This window comes from Psychrobacter nivimaris, assembly GCF_043419765.1.
Lineage (GTDB): Bacteria > Pseudomonadota > Gammaproteobacteria > Pseudomonadales > Moraxellaceae > Psychrobacter.
In genome coordinates, this window is record NZ_JBHOFX010000003.1 from 211,774 (window position 1) to 234,511 (window position 22,738).

The 22,738-nt window shown below is 40.6% G+C and carries 19 protein-coding genes and 3 tRNA genes; 1 reads left to right on the forward strand and 21 read right to left on the reverse strand.

The window, feature by feature from the left end; all coding sequences use genetic code 11:
* Positions 1-149: 149 nt before the first annotated feature.
* Positions 150-473: a ferredoxin FdxA gene (gene fdxA, locus ACHEVO_RS07605; protein WP_394124498.1), complete on the forward strand. Its 324-nt coding sequence runs from the start codon at positions 150-152 to the stop codon at positions 471-473.
* A gap of 113 nt (positions 474-586) precedes the next feature.
* Here fdxA and ACHEVO_RS07610 read toward each other — a convergent pair whose 3' ends face one another.
* The 21 genes from ACHEVO_RS07610 to ACHEVO_RS07710 all read right to left on the reverse strand — a co-directional run bounded on the left by ACHEVO_RS07610 (position 587) and on the right by ACHEVO_RS07710 (position 22,668).
* A complete protein-coding gene (locus ACHEVO_RS07610; RefSeq protein WP_394124499.1) occupies positions 587-1,072 on the reverse strand; it encodes a pilin in 486 nt (161 codons plus the stop codon).
* Positions 1,073-1,157: 85 nt separating this feature from the next.
* A complete protein-coding gene (locus ACHEVO_RS07615) occupies positions 1,158-2,354 on the reverse strand; it encodes a serine hydrolase domain-containing protein (RefSeq protein ID WP_394124500.1) in 1,197 nt (398 codons plus the stop codon).
* Between the two features lie 142 nt (positions 2,355-2,496).
* A complete protein-coding gene (locus tag ACHEVO_RS07620; protein ID WP_394124501.1) occupies positions 2,497-2,979 on the reverse strand; it encodes a pilin in 483 nt (160 codons plus the stop codon).
* A gap of 319 nt (positions 2,980-3,298) precedes the next feature.
* On the reverse strand, positions 3,299-3,748 hold the full coding sequence (locus tag ACHEVO_RS07625; protein ID WP_394124502.1) for a type IV pilin protein: 450 nt from the start codon (positions 3,746-3,748) through the stop codon (positions 3,299-3,301).
* Positions 3,749-3,809: 61 nt separating this feature from the next.
* On the reverse strand, positions 3,810-4,358 hold the full coding sequence (locus tag ACHEVO_RS07630; protein ID WP_394124503.1) for a type IV pilin protein: 549 nt from the start codon (positions 4,356-4,358) through the stop codon (positions 3,810-3,812).
* Between the two features lie 12 nt (positions 4,359-4,370).
* Positions 4,371-8,264, reverse strand: a complete 3,894-nt coding sequence (locus ACHEVO_RS07635) for a pilus assembly protein PilY (protein ID WP_394124504.1) — start codon at positions 8,262-8,264, stop codon at positions 4,371-4,373.
* A gap of 41 nt (positions 8,265-8,305) precedes the next feature.
* Positions 8,306-9,166 (reverse strand): pilus assembly protein PilX, encoded by an 861-nt coding sequence (locus tag ACHEVO_RS07640; RefSeq protein WP_394124505.1) that lies wholly within the window; start codon positions 9,164-9,166, stop codon positions 8,306-8,308.
* A 21-nt stretch (positions 9,167-9,187) separates the two neighbouring features.
* Positions 9,188-10,165: a PilW family protein gene (locus ACHEVO_RS07645; protein ID WP_379543670.1), complete on the reverse strand. Its 978-nt coding sequence runs from the start codon at positions 10,163-10,165 to the stop codon at positions 9,188-9,190.
* A complete protein-coding gene (pilV, locus tag ACHEVO_RS07650; protein ID WP_379543669.1) occupies positions 10,165-10,731 on the reverse strand; it encodes a type IV pilus modification protein PilV in 567 nt (188 codons plus the stop codon). Before pilV ends, ACHEVO_RS07645 begins: the two co-directional genes overlap by 1 nt.
* Positions 10,731-11,237, reverse strand: a complete 507-nt coding sequence (locus tag ACHEVO_RS07655; RefSeq protein WP_379543668.1) for a pilus assembly FimT family protein — start codon at positions 11,235-11,237, stop codon at positions 10,731-10,733. The genes pilV and ACHEVO_RS07655 overlap by 1 nt, the downstream gene beginning before the upstream one ends.
* Before the next feature lie 328 nt (positions 11,238-11,565).
* The gene (locus tag ACHEVO_RS07660; protein WP_394124506.1) at positions 11,566-12,402 is read right to left on the reverse strand and encodes a ComF family protein; all 837 of its coding nucleotides are present in this window, start codon (positions 12,400-12,402) and stop codon (positions 11,566-11,568) included.
* A 75-nt stretch (positions 12,403-12,477) separates the two neighbouring features.
* On the reverse strand, positions 12,478-13,926 hold the full coding sequence (locus ACHEVO_RS07665) for a phospholipase A (protein ID WP_394124507.1): 1,449 nt from the start codon (positions 13,924-13,926) through the stop codon (positions 12,478-12,480).
* Positions 13,927-14,310: 384 nt separating this feature from the next.
* Entirely contained in the window at positions 14,311-16,440 is a 2,130-nt protein-coding gene (gene dsbD, locus ACHEVO_RS07670) for a protein-disulfide reductase DsbD (RefSeq protein WP_394124508.1), read from the reverse strand.
* 47 nt (positions 16,441-16,487) lie between these two features.
* Entirely contained in the window at positions 16,488-17,036 is a 549-nt protein-coding gene (locus ACHEVO_RS07675) for a protein-disulfide reductase DsbD domain-containing protein (RefSeq protein ID WP_394124509.1), read from the reverse strand.
* A gap of 245 nt (positions 17,037-17,281) precedes the next feature.
* The gene (gene gspG / locus ACHEVO_RS07680; protein WP_394124510.1) at positions 17,282-17,821 is read right to left on the reverse strand and encodes a type II secretion system major pseudopilin GspG; all 540 of its coding nucleotides are present in this window, start codon (positions 17,819-17,821) and stop codon (positions 17,282-17,284) included.
* 426 nt (positions 17,822-18,247) lie between these two features.
* A complete protein-coding gene (gene gspF / locus ACHEVO_RS07685; protein ID WP_394124511.1) occupies positions 18,248-19,450 on the reverse strand; it encodes a type II secretion system inner membrane protein GspF in 1,203 nt (400 codons plus the stop codon).
* An 83-nt stretch (positions 19,451-19,533) separates the two neighbouring features.
* A complete protein-coding gene (locus tag ACHEVO_RS07690; protein ID WP_394124512.1) occupies positions 19,534-20,595 on the reverse strand; it encodes a hypothetical protein in 1,062 nt (353 codons plus the stop codon).
* Positions 20,596-20,914: 319 nt separating this feature from the next.
* Positions 20,915-21,850, reverse strand: a complete 936-nt coding sequence (locus ACHEVO_RS07695) for an AraC family transcriptional regulator (RefSeq protein WP_394124513.1) — start codon at positions 21,848-21,850, stop codon at positions 20,915-20,917.
* A 442-nt stretch (positions 21,851-22,292) separates the two neighbouring features.
* Positions 22,293-22,368: transfer RNA gene (locus ACHEVO_RS07700), tRNA-His, on the reverse strand.
* 41 nt (positions 22,369-22,409) lie between these two features.
* Positions 22,410-22,486: transfer RNA gene (locus ACHEVO_RS07705), tRNA-Arg, on the reverse strand.
* 105 nt (positions 22,487-22,591) lie between these two features.
* A tRNA-Pro gene (locus ACHEVO_RS07710) sits at positions 22,592-22,668 on the reverse strand.
* Between the last annotated feature and the right edge of the window lie 70 nt (positions 22,669-22,738).

Consider the following 22,738-nt stretch of genomic DNA (forward strand, 5'->3'; position numbering starts at 1 on the left):
TATGTAGCCCTTATAGTTGATTTAATTTAGAAGAATTACAATGCAGCTAAGCGCAGAGGTATAAATAATACCTCAAGCAAGGTTGACACAGTAATTCTTTTGAAAGAGATTGACTATATCAGCCAATCCAATAACAGGTAGACCTCACTATGACCTTTGTCGTTACAGATAACTGCATTCTTTGCAAATACACCGACTGTGTAGAAGTCTGTCCTGTGGACTGCTTTTATGAAGGCCCAAACTTCCTAGTCATCGATCCTGATGAGTGCATCGACTGCGCGCTATGCGAGCCTGAATGTCCCGCCAATGCGATCTTCTCAGAAGATGAAGTACCGAAAGACCAAGAAATATTTACCCAGCTAAATGAAGAGCTGGCACAAAAATGGCCGAACATTACTGAGATGAAAGGGCAAATGCCAGAAGCTGAAAAGTGGGATGGTGTTGAAGGTAAGATTCAGTATTTAGAAAGATAACTGTTACTCTAAGATAACTCAATATATTGAGCTAATAAAAAACCACCTAATAGCGATATGCTGTTAGGTGGTTTTCTTTGCTTAGAAGATAAATATTATACTAGCCAAACACGCTATAGATTAGCATTGTGACTACAGGAATTAGGTAGATATATTGTTTCTATGTTACTACTACAACTCCAAGAACCTGTGCTGGTACGCAGCCATTTTATTTTTCTACCTGCCAATTTTGGATTGACTTTTGTTGAAACAATCGCCGTGATACTGGTCGTCAATAATAGTGGATTACTTATCTGAGCCATACCCATATTGTCGGATAATGTTACTCCCACTTGTGAACTACCTACTATCAGATTAGAAGCCGATGCTCGTGGGTCACACTCATGAGTGGCTAAACCAATAACAGCTTTACCTGTCTGTAAACACTCTTCTACGGTTAATCGCAGTTGTGCTAACTCACTCACTAATCTTGTTGCTTGGGTTTTACCCATATGAACTTGATACTGAGGAACAGCAATTGCTGCTAAAACTCCAATAATAGCGATCACTATCATTATTTCAATAAGAGTAAAGCCAGTTTGAGAACGATATACAGTCATATTTAGCTCACTCTAAAACATTGTATCTTTACTAAGCATAATTTGTGCCATAATGGCACAGTTAAACTAAGCTATCATAAGCTCGTTAATCTTTTGTTAGCTGATCATATATCATCATTTTAACTTTATTATTACCTACTACACCATTATCTGGTGTCCCGTTACTTAATAGCGCCACTACTCCACCTTCTTCATCTATAGCAGCCAATGATGACAACCCTGGTAAACTACCATCTCTATAATATACAACTGGAGATTTTGGTTTTTGCTGATAAGCAGTCATCGCATAGCCATAACATTCGGCTATTTGACTTATATCACATGTAACTTTTTCATCCATTGACAATATATTAGGTGTAGGCTTAGCTACCATCGCTCTAACTTGCTGTGCAAGGTCAATAGCGTTGCCTGACAAACCAGCAGCAGAAGCAAGTCCATCATAGTTAAAAGCAGTATAGATATCACCAACACCGGTTAAACCTGTCTCTACATAATTATATGACACTTCATCTTTCATCGCTGAGCTAGATACAAAACGCAAACTAGTATCTATAAAACTATATTGTTGAACAATGATATCTTTGTAGGATTGCTCCTCATTCAATCGACTAATTACTTCTCCTAATAAACAGTACCCTAAATTAGAGTAACTGGTCTTACTATCAGGATCAAATCCTAGCATAATGTCATTAAGACCCGTCAAATTATCAGGACAAATATTTTTGCCAATACCAAACATATCATTACCAAATACACTATAGCGGTCAAATCCAGCACGATGTAATAACAACTGGCGAATAGTTATATGATTAATACGAGCATCCCTTGGATTATTAATGTCAGTAATAATATTAGATAACTTAGTATCTAAAGACAGTTTTTTATCTTTTATGAGATCTAATATAGCATCCGCCGTCCATAGTTTAGTAACACTAGCATAGCGAAATCGAGTTTTTTCGCTAATAGGGTTAGAAAGTATTGGATACTGTCCTACATAACCATTTTCGCAATGATATACCTTACCCATCTTATCAACATATGCTATTTGATTCGCTAGAGAGTTATGGTGTTGGGAACGATATTTTATTATATTAGAGAGCCATGTTGGACTATCATCACTACAACTTATCTGGCGAACAGATAACTCAGCACGTATTGGATAAGTTTTCAACCAAATTACGTTACGTGCTGAAGGATTGGCATAATAATATCCAAAAACTGAAACAACAGCTATCAAGATAACTACTGTTAAGATATCGCGCTTTTCAATATTTTGAAACATAGCTTATGTTCTTACTATTGGTATAATATAAATTATAATAATTACTTAATTAAGAAAATTTTACTCATAAAAAAAGAGACTATCGAAGTCTCTTTTTTCTATAGATTTGTAGTTTAGAATACCGCTATTAATCTATATCTTATTAAGGAGTACCAGCAGAAACAGTACATCCAGCTGGAGCATATTTTTGATCGACATTAGTACCACATGTCCAAGTACCCGTATTAGCGCGACTCCAAGTTAAAGTTTTTGTTGCAAGCGTACTAGCAGCATTATTACCGAAGGTCGCTACGATACTTGCAGTTCCGTTAGCATCGATAGTCGTAATAGGGAATCCTGCAGTTTTTGTAGTCGCTGCACCCAATAGGTTAGAGGCAGTTGCACCCAATTCACAAGTAGTAGCATTAGCAGGTGTGCCATTGTTGATAACAGCAGAAGTACGACCATTATTCATACAATCTTCAACAGCAGTTTTTAAATTGCCAGTCTCACCCATCACACGGCTTACTTGCGACTTAGCGATGTAGTTCTGGTACTGAGGAATAGCGATCGCAGCTAGAATACCGATAATAGCAATAACGATCATTAGTTCGATTAAGGTAAAACCTTTTTGAGCAGTGTTCATAAACATTCCTTATTGGAGTAGTACGAAGACAGATTCCTGATAGTCATCAAAATTTATCTGTCGATGATATAGCAAAATTGTTTCTTACTAATATTGTTGCATGTTGTGTGCCAAACTAACGGATAAGGCTATTAGTATAGATTTTTGATTGAGAAACAATAAAATTTGCTATAAGAAAATGACAATCGCTGTTTTATGTACTTAAAATGTCCAAAAATGTTACGCTTAAGCTGCTAAAAATTGTCAGTTTGACACTATGAGTAATAAAAAGTAAGAATGGCTGACGATTTTTGTCAGCCTTTATTTCCTCAGTGACCATTTATTTATTCCAGTCATCTCCAGTACTACAGACGCTACCCTTGCACTTAATACCCTGATAATTAAAAGTTAGGGTACCATCGCTACTCATCTGAGTATTAGCTTTAGGCACTGCAGTAATTACCCATTTAGAAGTTAGTGGATTCGGCGTGATGGCAACAGCATAAAGGGCTGTGCCTTGCTTAGGATAATCACCACCTAACCCTGTAAGAAGGGCATTACTATAAGCACCCTGCGCCAATTTGCGACTTTGAATTTCAGAAGCAATATTGTACATCTCACTCATCATATCAGTACGTTTGGTTTTAATAACATATCTTTGATAATTAGGATACGCAATAGTTGCAAGCACACCGATGATAGCTACTACTATCATTATTTCAACGAGAGTAAAGCCTTTAATATTATTGCGTTTATTGCTCAATTTAACGTTGCTTATATTTGTGATCATAGTATTCGCTTTCTTATTGCAGTCATGATGCATGAAACTATTAGTTAGTTTTTTGATAGGACTACCAACTTTCTTGACCAGTACCACAATTAGTAGATGCTGCCGTAATAGTTCTATCTTTGCTCTTGCATTGTGTGCCAGTGCTACTAGTCATAATAACGCTAGCATGTTCAGTAATACCCGTACTCTTGGGTGTAGCTACCATACGCCATGAACTACCTGCAGTAGAATATCCAGTCGCTGCGGGTGCTAGCGTATTACCTGTGTTGCCATCCACTAGAGTAATCAAGTAGCTGTAGTTTGTATTATTACTACCTCTCGGGACATAGATAGTCTTGTTATCAGTTGCGTCATAGCCATAACTTATATCACCATTACTTGCGAGATTTCTAGGTACAAAGCCTTTATAAGTTAAAGCGCTAGCTCGCCAACGATTAAGCTCTATTGCCAATTGCTGCATAGTTGCTTGGGCTTGTGACTCAGCGTTTCTCACAGCGTACTGTCTATAAGAAGGTATCGCAATCGCTGCCAAAATAGCAACGATAAAAACGACAACCATAAGCTCAATAAGTGTAAATCCTGTCTGATTTTTGAGCATTTGTCTATTCATAAGTTCGCCCTATTAGTCTACTTCATACCACGTTTTTGGTTGTAGAATGAAACGCTCATGAAATATCAATTCGGGCGCTGTACCGTTACCCAATATCTGATCAGCATTTGTCAGACCTTGTGCCTCATCTATTAAGCTATTACCACTCTTATTGCTATCAGAACCAAAACTTACTCTGTCAGTCTGGCGCTCTGCTAATGTCTGTGTACCGATAAGTAGACGTTGGTTTGTAAGCGTTGAACTACGTGGGCCTAGAGTTAGCTCCTGAATTCCCTGTCCTGCTCTAACGAATCCACCAGTACCGTTCTTAGAAGTATCATCTAAACAGATACCATAAGGTAGACAATACAACTGTCGCTCTGATCCACCTACAATTTTAGCAGTGCATGAATCTGTAGGACCGTAACTCATATCTGGGTTATAGACTGTGGTGTACAAGAAGTTGTCGATAACTTCAGACTTACCAATACCTTTTGTATATCTGACATTGTCGTAGCCATCGAAGCGTGTTAATGGATAGTACCAGCCTCGCTGAACACCTGACTGCATTGTACTAATGACATTATTCTTTTGGGCTAAACTATAGCCAGCTGTTGACCCGGTTCCTATCGCTGTCGGTAATTGAACCAAATTGCTGTCCGCTAGATCAACGACTTTTTGACCATTAATGTTACTAGCTGTCGTAAAGTTGCTAGCATAAAATACTTCATTGGCTTTGGTAACATCGCTATCTATAATTCCATAAAGTCGATCCGCATATGCAGTGGTATTACGTATTTTAGATAATGGTGAGCTGCGATCGCCTGAAATCACGTTGACCAGTGCAAATAATGTATTTGTGGTTGAATTACGGTAGAAGCTAACTACTGGACGTTCATAAAAACGATAAGCATACTTTTGACTTACCGTTGTCGCATGAGTACTTTTAAGCACGCGTGTTACTCGAGTATTACTAAATTTTGATTCAGGAGATGCTGTGCCTGATGTTACTGGCTTGACAAAACCAGCATTGGTAAAGTCCGCACGAAACACCTGACCACCCAAATCTGCAAAGTAGATATGGTCCATAAAACCGTCATTATCACGATCCAAAGTCGTAACACCACCAACAATACTGTTCTTCATGTCCGTAACTGTTTTAGTAGCCCCACTATCACTAGATGCTGACCATATTAATGCACCATCTTTTGCGTTGATAATGTAGACCGCATTACCTTTAGCTGAGGTTTTTGCAGAACAGCCACCTAACAACGAATCTACGATACCAACCTGAAAGCTTTCATTCTCATAACATGTATCATAACCACCACCAAATACCAGAACATCAGTCCCTGTATCTGAGCTACTGGTTTTAATTTTTGCTTTGGTCGGTTTTGCCCATATTTGCCCCATGCGGCTAAAACCTGCAGTCGAAGGCGTAATAGAGAACAACATCTTTGGACTGTCTATATTGCCAAGATCGATGCCGTAAAAAGCCTCACCCCCCATTCTTAATCCGCCATAAGCAAATACACCTTTGTTACCACTAGTATCGATAGATACTCGTTTATTTGGAAAATCATACTGATAATCTGTATTGACTAACCATGGTGCATCAATACCAAAATTTGGCGTTCCAATCTCAGTTTTGGTACTATCCTTTATGAGCGCATCTGACTGGCTAGTACTTCTCAGCATCTCTCTCGGAATAATGACGAATCTTTCCTTTCCGCCATCACCAGCATTACTATAGTTGTCGGCATTGACAAGGTGCAATCCGCCTTCAGTAGATCCAAATAATATATAATCGTCACGTTGGTCGGTAACTTTACCATCAGCATCTAGTGTTGCAGAATAAGACACAGATGCTGGTGTAGAGTGCAATGTCGCACCAACAACTTTGATTGCTTTCGAAGCATTTGCAGTACTCAGTGTCATGTCCTTAACTGCTGTAGCTGTACTTGGAAGAACATCAAAGCCTAAAAAGTTCAATAGCTTTCTCAAAGAAGTCTCAGAGTAAGTGCCTGTATCATTGAACTTATTAGTACTAGAAAGTGGAGCATTATCTAGTGTTACTTTTCCAGCACTGTTTACACCGAATTTCCTCAACATAGTGGTTTGGTTTGTAGCACTCTTCCAGTCCTCTACATACAACGTCCTGACTGAAGATACACCTGTATCTGGTGTTTTTAGTTGCGCATAGAATCCACCAGATTCCACTTTATCGTTTGCATTGGTATAGTCTTTGTCAGACCATAAATCTTGTGTCGTTTTGTTCAACTCCCCTGCTGTATTTTTGAACAGCTTTGCACTATTTTTACCGTATAGTGTTCCTTCATTCAAATTGTATTTTTTCATATTACCTTCCCAAATCACTGAGTTCTCAGCAACTTTAGGCTGTAGGGTTGGGTAATAAGCAATAGCAAGTTGGCTATCAGCACGATAAGGATCGTTAGGAACGATGATAGTACCTGAAGGTGTAGAAGGTAATGTTTGATTAAGGTCGCTAACAAAGGTTGTAATACTATTAACAATATCCTCTGTGGATTGTGCTGAATAGAAACCACCTTCACCAAACCCACCTACATTGGGTAACGATGGGTGTGACTTTGCTCCCCAGTTGCAAGCATTTTTTGCATCAACGCCTGTAATTTTTTCACAGTTGTAAAAATCACTTGTTTTCTGCGTGCCTTTGGAATCTACGTACGAAAGCCTACGAATTACCCTTTCTGTTTCAGGCAAGGCTGCATCAGCTACTCGGTCAACGTCGAAACTTGAACCAAACCCAACCACAGCTGTTAAAATTTCACCATTTGCCCCTAATGGATTGAGAGCTGGATTACGCAACGCTTTAGCAAATGCTCCTACTTCAGGCATACCATTGTTATTTTCACTACCGCTTGGTAACGCTCCTGAAGATGGCACACTAAAAGTATTTCCTGTAACGTTCAGTGCTGACCTCATGAGGGTAGTAGGAGAAGGTGCACTATTTGGATTACCATCTGTTAAGAAGTATATTCCTCTTCCATCACAGCTAGCACTAGTAGTAGACGATAATGGGCTAATATAATTATTACCACTCTTAGAAGATGACACAGAGTCACTAAAACCACTATAGGAAGAGTTAGAGGTATTGGTACCCAACATATAAGCGCCAGCCTCAGCATAAGCATTGGCTGTTGGCGTACCATTTTCACCATTCAAGCCTGCTACTGCTACTTTAATGGCAGTACGCTGTGCTGGGGTAATTAATGCTGCTGGCACAAGGATTTTTCCACTCCTACCATCGCCACCTTTATACTGGTTGTTACTATTACTCTGTGTAGAAAACTGACCAATACCGATAGCAACCTTTGTAGAATCTAACTGAGTACTGTCCATCAAGGTAAATATGGCATCTTTAAGACGTGTTAAGCGATCATAAACTTTATCAAATTTGTAAAAATAAATATTACCACTACCAGAGGTTATAGAACTAAACCCACTTCCTGTTGGGGGAGAAATCGCTGTACCGCAATCTGCAAAACCGTAACCAACAGATCCAGACCCATCGCTAGCACCACATCGGTACCATTGACCCACTGGAGAATAACGATAAAAGTACTTTCTAGTCTCACAATAGTTTTTAGGATATGTAGGTACAGTCGTAGATACCTCAGAACCCTTAGTATAAGAAACTCCTGAAGGTAAATCACAAGCATAACTCACTTGGTTGATACTCATACTACCTGAGGTATCCAACATCATGGTAATAGTAGTTTTACCACCTTCAGCCGCTTTATAAATCTCTAAGTCGCCAATTTGTTTATTTGCGACATCCGCTTGTGATATTGGCATCGCAACCATTGATGCCATTACAACGACTAAATATTTCAGTGGTAACGTACGTTTTTCCGTGTTTTTTGATACGTTGTCAAGTCGTTTCATGACATCTATCCTTTATGAAATTAGCGTAATTAATAAGCAGATTAGGGGGTAACTGAGAGTATGCATTTTGATGACAGTGTGCCTTTACCATATGGTATACATAAGGTAGACGAAGAAGCATTTTCTACATCTACTTGCTCATATAGCATTTTGCTTGGCGTAGATGCAGACAACATACAATCGCTTAGAGATTTTTTGCCAGTAGCTACATTGGCATTTATACTGGTTTGCTCAAAACACTTATCACTGCCTACTTTTGGTTCGTTGTAAGCTGGTAGAGCGGAAGAGGCTCGAACGTCAAACTGGTAACGTTTACTTGTCCTGTCTAGTACCTCTTTACCGATAACCATATGATCAAACACAGGTGTATTGGGGTTGGTAGGCGTAACTGTAACACTCATTTGTGTCATGACTGTCTGTCTAGCACTGGTATAGTCATTGGCGTTGGTATAATCACAGAATCCACCGCTTAAACTACTCCAATAGCCACCAGTCGATTTTTTGACAGAGGCATTTGCGGCCAAGTATTTTTTAGTGCGAGGATTGAAACAGTAAATAAATTCGTTGGTTGCATTGTCTGGATTCAATAAAAAATGACCAAACACCCCTGCTGCACTTGTTACGTCGCGGTACTCTTCAGAACTCGGACTACCATTAACCATCATTTCTAGCTTTTGATTGGCGCTATCAGATGATTGTAATAAAACCGTATTTATTTGATCACTCGTTGCAATTTTTAAATCGGTATTACTTTGTCTAACGGCTATCGCGCCTGCTAACATAATGAGAACTAAGAACAATAGCACCACGATCAGTGTTGCCCCACGCTCTCCATTAGAATATATCTGACCACTTTTCTTTCCTTGGTCTAAAGAATGTGATAAACGATAGTGGTTGCTCATTTCAAATTATCCTAATAGGTCTTAAGGAGTTAAGCTAGTATCAACATCAATCACTCGTGCATTACGCAATAGCGTTGTAGATTCATAACTTGTACGCACTTGCTGTTGGCGAGTAGTGTCTGTCTTCAAACTATTACTTTGGCCCAGTAAGGTAAATGAAGATTGGTCATTACTACCTATAATAGGTGTCGTACCATGAACAATAAGACCTATCTTCACAGCTGTTATTGACGGCTTCGTCGCCATCAATAAATATGAGCTGCTTGGTAGATACATCATTTGGCCTGCACTGGCTGCTGCTGACGATTTTGTACCTAGTAAAATTTTAAATTGGTCAACATTGATAATAAACTCTTGACCAGCTGTGCCAAAATTACGAGAGTCTGTTGACGCACCAACAGTGAGTATGCCACCAGTTGGACTAACCCTTCCTGCATCACAGGCTAGTACTAAATTTCTTATATTACCGGTACTCGTATCACCTGTTGCTCTGCGTAAAAAGTAGCGCTCCACTACAATATCATTAACAGCAGCATCCGCACCTTCACAATCACTCATGACATTGCCCGTTGTATTGGTGTATTGAATGGTCAACTGATCGCTATTAACATTAGTATTAGAGATACCTGTCCATCCATTGGTGCCAATAGCACTATCACCATCACGTCTTGTTAGATAGGCGGTATTAGTATAAGGTGTTGTTATACCTAGATTAGCAGCAGTTAATACAATTCCCCCATTTACCGTTGTACTGGTAATTTGAGTAGTTGGATTACCTAAATTTGCGATTCGTACTTTTTTCTCTAACTGTTGTAGTCCAAATATACTTGCATCTTGTAGTTCGCTACCACTAGATTGAATACTACTGGTTTTAACATTGATTAAATATACTTGCATCACGGCAGCTGATACTAGTAAACCTAAAATCAGAGAAATCATAAGCTCTATTAACGTAAAGCCTTGTTGATGTTCATATCTGCGACTATAGCTTGATATCATCAGTAAGCCTCCATAATAAAGCACTCTGCACCATTCTTATAAGTACCATCTGCATTAGCACAAGCAGTCGATAAACTATTATCTAACGTAATCGTTGTATCTCCCCAACTAGCAACAAAACACTGACGCTCTTGGTTACCCGATGTACCAGGACAGCCATTTGGTACTAAACCAATCGTAATATCATTCGCACTTGCATACGATCTGACTAATAGGCCATCACGAGTCGCAAGCTGCGCAAGCGTACAACTATCAGCAGCTACTGGTACGGTATTGGTGTTTTTTATACAACTGTCTTTTGTAATACTAGTACCATCGATAGTAACTGAGTCAGCTGTACCGTTTATAGCTGTTTTAAAAGCACTGATACCATCAGGATTGGTGCGCATTATCTCAGCACCACCTCTCATTATAGTTAGTGCCCGAGTGCGCATAAGACTTTCATCTGTGGCTTTTACTGCTGACATTTGCATAGCCGTAAAGCCCAATACAGCGACTGCTAACAGTAATAGCGCTACTAACACTTCTACCAATCCTACACCTTGTTGCTGGCTGACGTTTTTCATTAACAACTCCCAGCGTTTGTAATATCAACATTAGCAATACTCGTAAGACTAACCTGCTTAGGAGATTCACTAGTAGAGCCGCTATCGCATACTGTATAAACTACTGTTGCACCCCCATCTATTGACTTACTAGGTCGAAAAACAATATTAGTAACAGTAGCAGGACTAATTTGTTGTGTTACCGCGCTCTGTCTATTGAGATTATAGCTAGAGATACTAGTTCCATTAGCTTGCAATACAATTTTACTAGGAGTAGTAGACGTATCATATAAAACAGTAATATTCTGCCGACGAAGAATGCTTTCTACTTTAGCCTCTTTTAACGCATTAGCAATCGTCGCCGCCGTCGACTTAACCCGTTGGTCTGCAAGCTGAGTACTAATATTAGGCGCCGCAATACCTGCAATAATGGCGAGTACAGTAATGGTTACCATTAGTTCAATCAAGGTAAAACCTGAACTAGTATTTTTTAGCTTAGGTAATAATTCGTTCAAAGATGCGTTCACATCATATTCCTATTTAAAACGGCAATTAACTATCTTTCGTCTATATCTCACTAAAATTTATTGTAAGTATCTTATATTTTTAGCTTACTACTATTTTTATACTGACTACCCTAATAACATGCAATTTTCGTTCCACGACATATAACTAATAATGTTTAAAAAAGTCGATATTTGTCACTTGATATATGTAACTTATCCATAAATATGTAAAATCATTATCGACGTATACAGCCGTAAAACAACAAATTAGTATACATAGTTATAATAATATAGCGTTAAGGAAATATATTAGCAATAATTAGATATTACCGACAAAGATATATTGAGTTTAGGATTTGCTGCCATGTGCTAATACGTAGGCAGAAATTTGATAACTATTATGGCTGCTATCCTTTGCTGATTTTATTGCTGCAGGTGGAATGAACGCTCGCGCTAATGCTTGTAAGCTTGCACCTGTGGTAGATACATCATCGAATAGTAGTAAGCGTTTTGTAGGGGGCTTTTCGATTAGCGCAAAGGCATTATCTAAGTTACTAAGACGTTCGGCACGAGTCAGTCCTTGCTGACTAATTGTATCGTCAATGCGCTTAACGCCTTGCCATAAAGGAATTTGCCAATGTTTAGACAATTGGGCAGATAGAATACTGACAGGATCGAACCCACGTTTGACCAATCGTTGACTTGTCGTTGGCATAGCGACAATCACGCTGTTATTGCGATGACAACCGTGTGGTCGCGGTAACTGACGTATGGCATGTAATAGTAACGGCAATTTCGTCATATCCTCTTGATGCTTAAATGCTCGGATAGCTTGACGTATTGGATACTCGTAGTAAGTAGAGGCTTGGATAGATAGAGATACGCTAGGAGCGATATCCACTTCAAAAGGTCTTGGCAACCAAGTGATATCGTTGTGACAGTGAGCACAAAGTAAACCACTGCTCAAATGGCTGTTTGCTTGATGACGGATATTAGTAAGAAAAGAGTGTTTCTTTAAGGTTGTTCGTGTAGGCGGCGCATCCACTATATTATGTAGACTAGATGGCGCTTGATGGTGCAGTAGTTGAGATTGTGGTGTACTACGATAAATACGGCATAGTTGGCAGCGCATATCCATATACTCTGCCAACCACAGTCCAGTTTGATAAGGCGCTAAACGGCGCATAAACTATAACTTGTCATAACTTATCATAAATTACACCTATGTTAGAGCCTTTCTCAAATTGATGTCCTTTCTAAATTAAAGCCCTTTCCAATCATTCAGTACGATACCGAAGCCGATAGAGGTATTTTCATGATTATAATCAATGATCGACTCACCATAACCTTGGAATAGCTGAACCATACCATTAACGTTCTCTGAGATAGGATAGATATAGTCGATTTGCGCAGCGCCTTTATTGGTACCTGGATTGTAGCGCAAGGTACCGCTAATGCTCTGATCAGCCGGCAAATCGTACAAGAATTTGATATCACCATAGCCCATGTAGTCTTCGATATCTGGATTATCGTCATCACTACTACTTTCATTATTTACTCGAGCCCATAGGCGCGGTATGACTGAGAGTCTGCCCCACTCTGCACCCGCCATGAGGTAAGCACGATTCCATGAACGTGATAATGGATCATCTTGTCCATTCGAGTGATGGACAGCACCTGCGCCCAACATACGCAGACGTCCACCAAAAGGTAGATCTGCTGTCACAGGTTGGGTTAAGAATATTTCAGGTTGATAATCGGTAGCACGAAATGGACGTGAGTTGTCTTCGTTATAAACTTGCCAATGTGATTCTTGGGTATAGCCAAACCATAGGTCAGCACTGGTATCAAACAAATCTTCTGCGACTTTTGTTTTTAGGGATAATTGGAACTTTAGCTCAGTCTCACGTATGTCATTAGAATCAAAAGGATCTGTTTCTTGTGATGGTGTGCTTGGATTCAAATTAGGATCGAAAGTATAAAATAATGGCAACAGATATGTCGGTCGATATGGTCTGACCGTCCAAGTACCACGCTCACTATTTTTGTCTAGATCATAAGATAGACTGAGTGGCGAGAATTTTTCGATATCTGTTTGAGTGACACCGACATTTTCTAAAATTTGCGCCTCACTATTCGTTTCAGCATCTATTTCTACGTTGCCATTTGCCTTCAATTTGCTAGCAGCTGTTTGCTGATTGGTCATTAAAATGGTATCTGCATCTTCAACTGTCGTCCCACTCATCGCCGTTTGAGACTCAGCCAATATCACTTTTGGATTACCTGAGACCGTACTTTGAAAGGTTTTTGCCAAATCAATTGGTTGTTTGGTTGAGGTATAGCTTGGTGTCTTACCTTGTTCAGCTACCTTATCAAAACAAGCGAGGCGAGCAGCACTAGACTGGACTTGCGTACATTCAGAAAACAGCTTGGCTTGCTGAGCAATAAATTCTTTGCTAATTATTTTGCCATTTTGTGTACCCACATCAGAAGATATCGCACTGTTATCGAGACTCTGTGATAGGTCAAGACCCTCGTATTCAAACGCAGCTTCGGGTGCTAGCAGTTCATTATAGGTTTGAGAGTCATCAGCAGCTTGTACTTGTATCGTGGTACAACTCAACGCAAGCGCAACTGCAATACGAAGAGGCATATGTGCATTCTGGTAAGACGGCTGTTGGTGACGCTGAGTAATGGTATGGGCAAACATAAGTGTCCTTTATCTAACTAGCATTAGCGCTAGCAGAGTATATGAGGTAATTAATATGGCCATTAGCGTTATCGCTAAAATAGAATTGACTGAGACTATCAGCTAATCGCAGATAATAGGAGCGGAAAAAATGACAATTAGTGCCCCTGCTGCATTGTTTCTTTATTGTAATGAAAATATAAGCACGATACTAGCTTTATCGATAGTTAAAATAAGTACCTATCAATATAATTACTTATATAACAAATACTTAATAAACATTCTATAGTATGAATTTAATGGCATCAAAAAAACCAGCATACTTTCTTAGTATACTGGCCTTCTTAATATTCTTAAGAATTTTCGAAATATTACACTGGTTTCTTAAGTGTTCATTGTTAAATGTTAGTTGTTCAACGCCGATAATGTTTGCTCAAATTCTGAGCGACCGATCTCACCCACTTGCTGATTTACTAGTTGACCATCAATATAATACAGTAACGCTGGTGGACCAAAGAGTTGGTAACGAGACAACACGGCTTTTGAGTCTGCTGTCGTCTCAGTGATATCGAGCTTTACTAGTTGCCAATCTTGCATCTGTGCTGGACGATTATGAAACAGGTTCTTGTCCATAATGCGGCACTCAATACACCACTCTGCTGTCAGATCGACAATAACATTCGGATTGGCTGCGACAATAGCATCTAGCTCTGCAAGCGTCGTGATCGTCTTATCAGTGGTACTATCACTATTCACTGGTTGACCAGGCATTGACTGTACCATCATCGGTGCTGCACCCAATGACGCTAGTGGATGTAAGCTATCATCATTACCCAATGCAGCGCCAACTATTAAACATGTTGCCCAAATACCAGCGATAAGGCTTAATGCTTGGGTCAGCATACGACCTTTACCTAGCCAACTCCATGCCCATGTGGCCACAACCATAAACCATAACGCCCATACCATCAGCATGATTGGCGATATAAACACGCGCTCAATCAATAGCAGTGCCACGGCAAATAGCAATAAAGCAAAGCCTTGCTTAACCCAATTCATCCACTCGCCTGCCTTTGGCATAATCTTGCCTTGGGTAGCACCGATTAGAATAAGCGGCGCGGACAAACCAAAACCTAGCATAAATAAAGCGGCAAAGCCGAGCAACGGACTACCAATGGTAGAAACCGCCAATAATGCCCCAAATAATGGTGCAGAAACACAAGGTGACACGACTAGCGCTGATAAAAACCCAGCGATTAAACTGCCGCCTGTACTACCAAGCTTACTGTCACCTGCTTGGCTTAAGCCTTGCATCTTACGACTGATCGCTTTTGGCAAACGTATACTGAAAAGGCCCAGCATATATAGTGCCAGCAGTATAAAAACAATAGCAAAACTAATGAGAATAATTGGATTCTGCAGCCAACCAATAATACCTAAAGACTCACCGAATACTGCAATGACAGCGCCCAAAATACCATAAGCAGTCGCTACCCCAATCGCGTAACTGGTGGTCAAGATGACACCGCGTTTGACCGTTGGGTTTTGTTCGCGGGCTACAATATTGGCCACGATAGGTAACATCGGTAACACACATGGCGTCAAAGCCAAGCCTAAGCCTGCTAAAAATAATAGTACTAATGCCAGCCAAGGGTGAGAAGCCAAACCAAAGGGATCGCTATCAACAAAACTATTGTTTGATGCGTTTTCGCTATTGGCCGTCTCGCCTGTTACGCTGCTATTTGCTGCAGGAATCGTATTCGTCGCTGCATTACTATCTAAAGAATCATACTCTACAGCGCTGTCATCAATGAGATCATAATCAATAGCCCCATCGTCTGTCAGTGTTTGCGCCTCATCAGGCAAAGCATTATCAAGAGCTGTTGAGCTTGCTTCCTCTGGTGTCGCCTTAGCACTATTCTCTGAGTCGGTCGAGCTCGCAGTAATCTCGCTATCTACAGTTACCTGCGTCGATGCAGCTGCAATATCGACAGTCGTATTAATCTTTTCAGGTGGATAGCACAGTCCTGCTTTTGCACAGCCTTGCCAGCCGACGACGATAGCGGCACTATCTATATTCTTGCCACTATTGTTCGTCAATGTGGTAGTAGCGACCATATTTGCTTGGTCAAATACCAGTACTTTGCCAAATGTCGGATCATCTATCGAATATGGTGTCTGGCTAAAGGTAAAAGGTGCAGCCGTCACGCCAGCGGGTAGCGTAAGCTTAATTTGCTTTTTATAGACGTAATGTTCAGGAGTGATATCAAAATTAACAGATAACCGCGTACCTGCTTTGACAGGGGTGCTATTTGTACTTACCTGAAAAGCTTGATCTACTGGCAAAAACTTTGACTTCGATGAGCTTTCACTACTACCGAAAAGATCACCTAGCCCTGCCGCTTGTACCGTCGATGTCACTGATAAACCTGTCAACAATGAGCCACTAGCGATGGCAAGCGCTAAGATATGGGATTTTTTCGAATGGGTAGATACGCTAGATGATGAGGACTTTGGTGATGTCTTGATGGACATGAATGGCTACCTATTATTACCGATATTTTAATCAATCTGCTCAATATTTATCTGCGGGTCGCAGCAATGTCTATCTTGGTTTTGACTTTTTCTGGTGGATAGCATAGACCTGCTGTTGCACACCCTTGCCAACCAATAATGATAGGCGCGTTTTTGGCGCCCTTACCATTACTGGTCGTCAGCGTCGTGGTTGCAATGACGCTTCTTTGCGTAAATACAGGAACCTGACCAAAGGTCGGATCATTGATTGATACTGGTGCTTGATTAAAATTGAACGGCGTGGCGCTTATTCCTTTAGGGAAGCTCAACGTAAGCTTATCCTTGTAGACATAATGCCCTGGCGTAATTTCAAAACTGATCGACAACCGCGTGCCTTTGGAAGTCGCTTTGGTATTACTGACCACCTGAAAGGCTTCATCCACTGGTAAGAACTTTGATTTTAACGAGGAGCTATTTTTAAATAAGTCGTTTAGTCCTGCTGCTTGTGCACTGATCGATGTCATTGACAGAACCGTTACTAATGAAGTGCTTGCGACGGTTAGAACCAATTTATAAAGGTTTTTAGAAAAGTATTTATTAGACTGTTGGATCAACATAGATGATTACCTTTAATTGCAGTTTGCGATGACTGTTTTGCTGAGCGCCTAGATATATTTATAGCACTGAATATCAAACTTTTATTGAACAGTAGGCAGTTTATCTACTGATAAAAAATATCAACCAATAAGGGAATATTGGTTGATATTTATAAATTGTTGAAAGTGCATGGATGAACGAATGTTCCATTCTACAAAGCTATATCAGTATCAGAACTTATTCACTATACGTCTGTTATTAAGCTTTATAGCTGAGCATAAAGATCCGCATCTTGACCTTCACCACCTTGTTGACCATCAGCACCTAATGAAAATAAATCGTAAGGTCGCCCTTCACTACCTGGTGCAACATACTGCATCTCATTTTCCCAACCATCGGTTGGATAGCCACCTTTAATATACCCACCTTCAGGATAGTTTTTTGCATCAGCAGGCGGTGTCGTAAGCGCCTCTAGCCCTTGAGCGGTCGTTGGATAGCGTGAATTATCAACCTTATACATATCTAGCGCATTTGAGACAGTGGCAAGCGCCGTTTCAGTAGTTTTCACACGGGCCTTATCACTTTGACCGACTACTTTTGGTACCACTAATCCAGCAAGAATGGCTAGGATCACAATGACGACCATAATCTCGATAAGAGTGAATCCTGCTTGACCAGACTTTTTTGCCACACTACGCTGTATAGCTGAAGAAGCAGTCTTATGGTCACTTAAAATATTTGAATGGGATTGCGTATTCTGAATAGCACTTTTTGGCGTCATATTTACTTGGAATTTGTCAGTCATAGTCATCGCTTTGGTCATCACAGTTATGTAAATAGTAAAAGTGGCGTTCTATCATAGCTCTCATCAATGATATATCAATGAGCTCTGAAACTATTGTCACTATAAACCATGGTTTTATTTTTATCCAGCACTGCGCCTAGTTTGAATTTGGGTTTACTATTTTAGCCAAAGCTAAATATTGAATGACACCAACTGTATGACTATTAAACCATGCTTAATATAGCGCGGCGCTGGTGTTTGCCATAGCAAAAATAGCGTTCGTTCAACAATATACAACAGTAAGCAAACCTTAAGAAAGCTAGTCCAAGGTTTAGCAAGCAAGTGAGGTGATATGAGTAGAGTAAAAGAGAGTTAAAATAGAAATTTTGAAATAGGAAAGCTGCCTGTATATGAATAGCATAATGAATCATCGGCTAGCGACTGAACCTAGCCTGCTAAATCGTTCATATTGACAATAGGTAGCATAACCGCCATCACAATAATCATGACTACTATGCCCATTAGCACCAGCATTAGAGGTTCGAGTAGTGATAATAAAGTGCTAATAAAATTGGTTGCTTCTGCCTCCTGCATATTGGCGGCACGGCTGAGCATATTTTCAAGCTCGCCTGAGTTCTCCCCACTTTTTATCATCTGTACCATCATCGGTGGAAAGTAAGTAGATTTCTCTAGCTGGCTAGACAAACTAGAGCCTTCTGTGACCCTATCAGCCGCAGTAATAATCGTTTTTTGGATATGCAAATTGGTCGTGACCGCAGCACCGATATGTAACGCCTCAATTAAAGGCACTCCTGATCGTACTAGTATCGCAAGGGTACTGGCAAATCGCGCGGCATTTAATCCTTTCGACAATCTAGCGAGTATCGGTAGTTTAAGCACCACGCTATCAATCGTTAATTTACCTGCTTGCGTTTGGGCGAAACGGTAGAATAAAAATGCGGTACTTACCAATACCAGTAGTATTAGCCACCACCACTGAGTAATGATATTTGATAGCGTTAGAACGATTTGAGTAATTAGAGGCAGCGCTTGCTCAGACTGCTCAAACACTTTGACAATTTTGGGTACAACAAAACTCATCAGCCCCATAATTACTGCAATTGCCATTACCATTAAGACAATCGGATAGACCATGGCCCCTTGGATTTTCTTTTGGAGAGCAAAACGGTTTTCGGTATAGTCTGCTAGCTGATTGAGGATAAGATCAAGATGACCAGATTTTTCGCCTGCGGCAATCGTAGCGATATATAACGGCGGAAAGCTAGCAGCTTGTTGCAGGGCACGTGCTAAGCTGAGCCCTTCTAAGACATGTGAGCGCACTGCAAGCATCAGGGATTTGATATGAGTCTTTGGTGATTGCTTAGCAACCGCTGCCAAGGTTTCCTCAAGTGGGATACCCGCTGCCAATAATACAGATAGCTGACGTGTCAGCAATGCCAACTCGTATGCAGACGGTTTTTTGTAGCGATTTTTGCTCTGACTCTGTCTGTCATTGACCGGATTGACTTCAACGGGTGTCCATTGCTTATCACGCAGCTGCTGGCGAATTTGCCGCGCAGAATCCCCCTCTAGCAAGCCTTTTTGGACAACGCCATGGTCGTCAAGCGCTTTGAAATGATAGGCAGGCATGGCAACAGATATCCTAAGAAGCTTACAAGTAGACAGTTATAATTAATGACTTAATAGAAATTTATTAATTTGACATGTGACGCTTAAAAAAGTGGCGTTGAGTCATTACTATCAGGCATCAAACCTTGTAATAACAAGACATCCAAATGCTGCTGCTGTAGCTTTTTATCGAAGTCATTGACCTCAGCGATTAGCATTCTTTCAATACGTTTATCACTCGCGAAAACACTCAAGCGCGCACAAATAACGGCCAACTGATAAATGCGTTTTTTGCAATAACCATCAAGACCTTGTAATAATCTAACCATATGCGGGGTTTCAAGACTGGCGTAATCATAGTCAGCCACGACTTGCTGGCCAAGAGCTGTGACGCCATAAGTAATCGACAGATGGGCACAATAATAACAGCTGAATAAATAACCAACCACATGACCGATATAATAGCCTCGATCGTAAGTAAAACTACTCACGCCAAAGTGACCAAGTACATAACTGTTGAGGCTACCTTGGTCGCGAATTGGCTTGCCGTGCTTTAACTTACCAACTGTAGCAAAGCACAATGGATTGCGACCATCTTGAGTCGTCAGCTGCCAACCGGCGGGCTGCTGCGCAGGCATGTGACGCACGATATCTGCAATAATGTCATCGACCACATGCAGCTGCTGCCAGAGTCTTTCGAGCGTATCCGTATCCATCAACCCACGTTTATCAAGCTGCTGCGCAAGTAAATATTGCTGATATTCTGCGAATTGCGGCTTCAGGGTTTGTACTAAGTAAGTAGGACGCGTATTGGCAGATGCCATATATAACAGTCGAGTACGCTCATGCTGAGCACGATAAAGCGCAACACGCTGCGTAGCGATATTGGTTTCTTGAGCCACAGGTTTTGCAGCTACTGTAAGACTATCGGGTGACTCAGATATTACTGCTTCAGTTGCTACCGCCTCGATATCTGACAAGGTAAACATCGTCAATAATGCCGCCTTATCAGGTGTCTCTACCGACTCATTTTTCGGCGCATCTTTGCTGATATGCGGGTTCTCTATAGCAGTGTTTTTATCAACATTACTTTCTGTTTTAGCAGTTGCAGCAGCCTCTTGTTGGCCATTACTTTCTGCATTTAGCTTTGCGGTCGGTTCAGTCATAACATACCATCAGCAGCGAAAATAAACATCGTCTCGATCCTTTTATATGCTTATCGTATAAGGACATATAACGCGCTACAACATCAACGCTTTTGTCTCGACGACTCATCAACCCATAGTACCTGAACACAGACTCATTGTCAGCTGCCCTTAACTAAAATAGCCATAGCAAGTTAACAAAGGTTTTATAGATATGAGTGGTTCAACATCTAAAAATGATATGTATTCACAAACTAAAAAAGCGCCAAAGACATATAAATGACCTTAGCGCTTCTAATCGAGATTCTACTTGAATAACTTAAATAAACAGCAACTAGAGCTATGCAAGATTGTTTTGTCGATACTGCTGACGGTATGCTTTTGGCGAGACGCCATACACACGTTTAAATGCCTGACTAAAAGTCGAGTCTGAGGCATAACCTACCATCTCGCTGATACGGCTAATACTGTTTTGCTGTAAGCGTAAATAGCGAGCCGCCAATCGTAAGCGATAATCGATCAGATACGTCAGTGGCGGCATGCCAACGGTGTCTTTGAAACGCTGTGCAAAGCTAGAACGCGACATCCCTGCCACTTCAGCAAGCTGATGAATGGTCCAGCTTTCATTCGGTGCCCCATGCATCGCGGCTAGTGCCTTGGTCAAAAATGGATCCTTCATGGCTTTGAGCCAGTTTTCTGTGGCTTCAGGCAAGCTTTCGATATAGACGCGCAAACACTCAATCATCATGATGCTTGCCCAATGATTGATTACAGCCGTTTTGCCCATACGCTCGCGCTCAGCTTCTAGTGTTAGCAGCTTTATCTCTACATCGATCACTTCAAACCGACCGTCAGCAGCATCATTGAGCTCCGGTAATATTGGTGGTAGTACTGACAACAGAGGATTAATCATCTCTTTGTCGTATTTGCATTCGATCAGTATCAAAGAAGAATTGGGGTCTCCATCGCCATCGATATCAAGTGTACGCTCAGTGCAATTGCTCAATAGTTCATCAAGCGACTCAGCAACATCGCCATGGTGATTAAGTGCGTAACTCACATGCTTGTGCGCATTCGGAATCATAATCATGTCGCCAGCGCGAGCTTCTCGTAGACCATTACCGACATCGATGCAAAAACCGCCAGACATTACTAAGTAAAATAAAATGGTGTCTTTTCTAGTAATAGAATAAGACCAATTGCCAGTGCCATTCAGACGGTAATACTTAGTCTCAAATAAATGCACGTTTTGCAGCAATACACTCAGTGCGTCCATCAATCAAGTCCTCAATAATGCAGATTAATAACGATTCATCTTAAAAAAATAATACTCTTAATAACAAGTTCTGTCGGTTTGCTCTATGCGAATACTTGCTCCAATAAATAATTTTTATTAAATACAATGGATGTGATAACACTTAAGCATAATGCATCATTTAAAACGTCATGTCTATTTACTTATTAGAATTACTAAACAATAATAGAATAGACACAGTCACGCTAGGCCTCAAGGAAAACCTACAGGAAATGTTGATAAGAATTTGGAGGATTAACTAGTATTGAAGGTGCTATCAAACTCAATCTGTTTAATATTATAAAGATAATATAGAGATAAAATCGAATAGGCATAAAAAAATCGCCATCAAGGGCGAGTGCTATTACTTATATATTTTTAGATTGAGATATGATTTGTATGTAGATACATACAGAATAAAATATGGGGCGACTGATGGGACTCGAACCCACGACAACCGAGATCACAACCCGGGGCTCTACCAACTGAGCTACAACCGCCATAACTATTGCCAAAGAATAGGCAAGATTTGCAGGCTAAATGGTGCGCCTGGCAGGATTCGAACCTGCGGCCACCTCCTTAGAAGGGAGATGCTCTATCCAGCTGAGCTACAGGCGCTCTTAGAGGACTTTTATATACTAAGCTTACTTTACGATATATTTTACTATATCAGAAACTAAACCGTTATACATAAAAAAAAGCCTGTAAGGCTCTTAAAATAGATGGTCGGAGTGATAGGATTCGAACCTACGACCCTCTGGTCCCAAACCAGATGCGCTACCAAACTGCGCCACACTCCGAAATTCTCTATTATCACGATAGTTTGTTAATCAACTCGTTGTTGGCAATGCCGCTAACTTGTTAATGTTC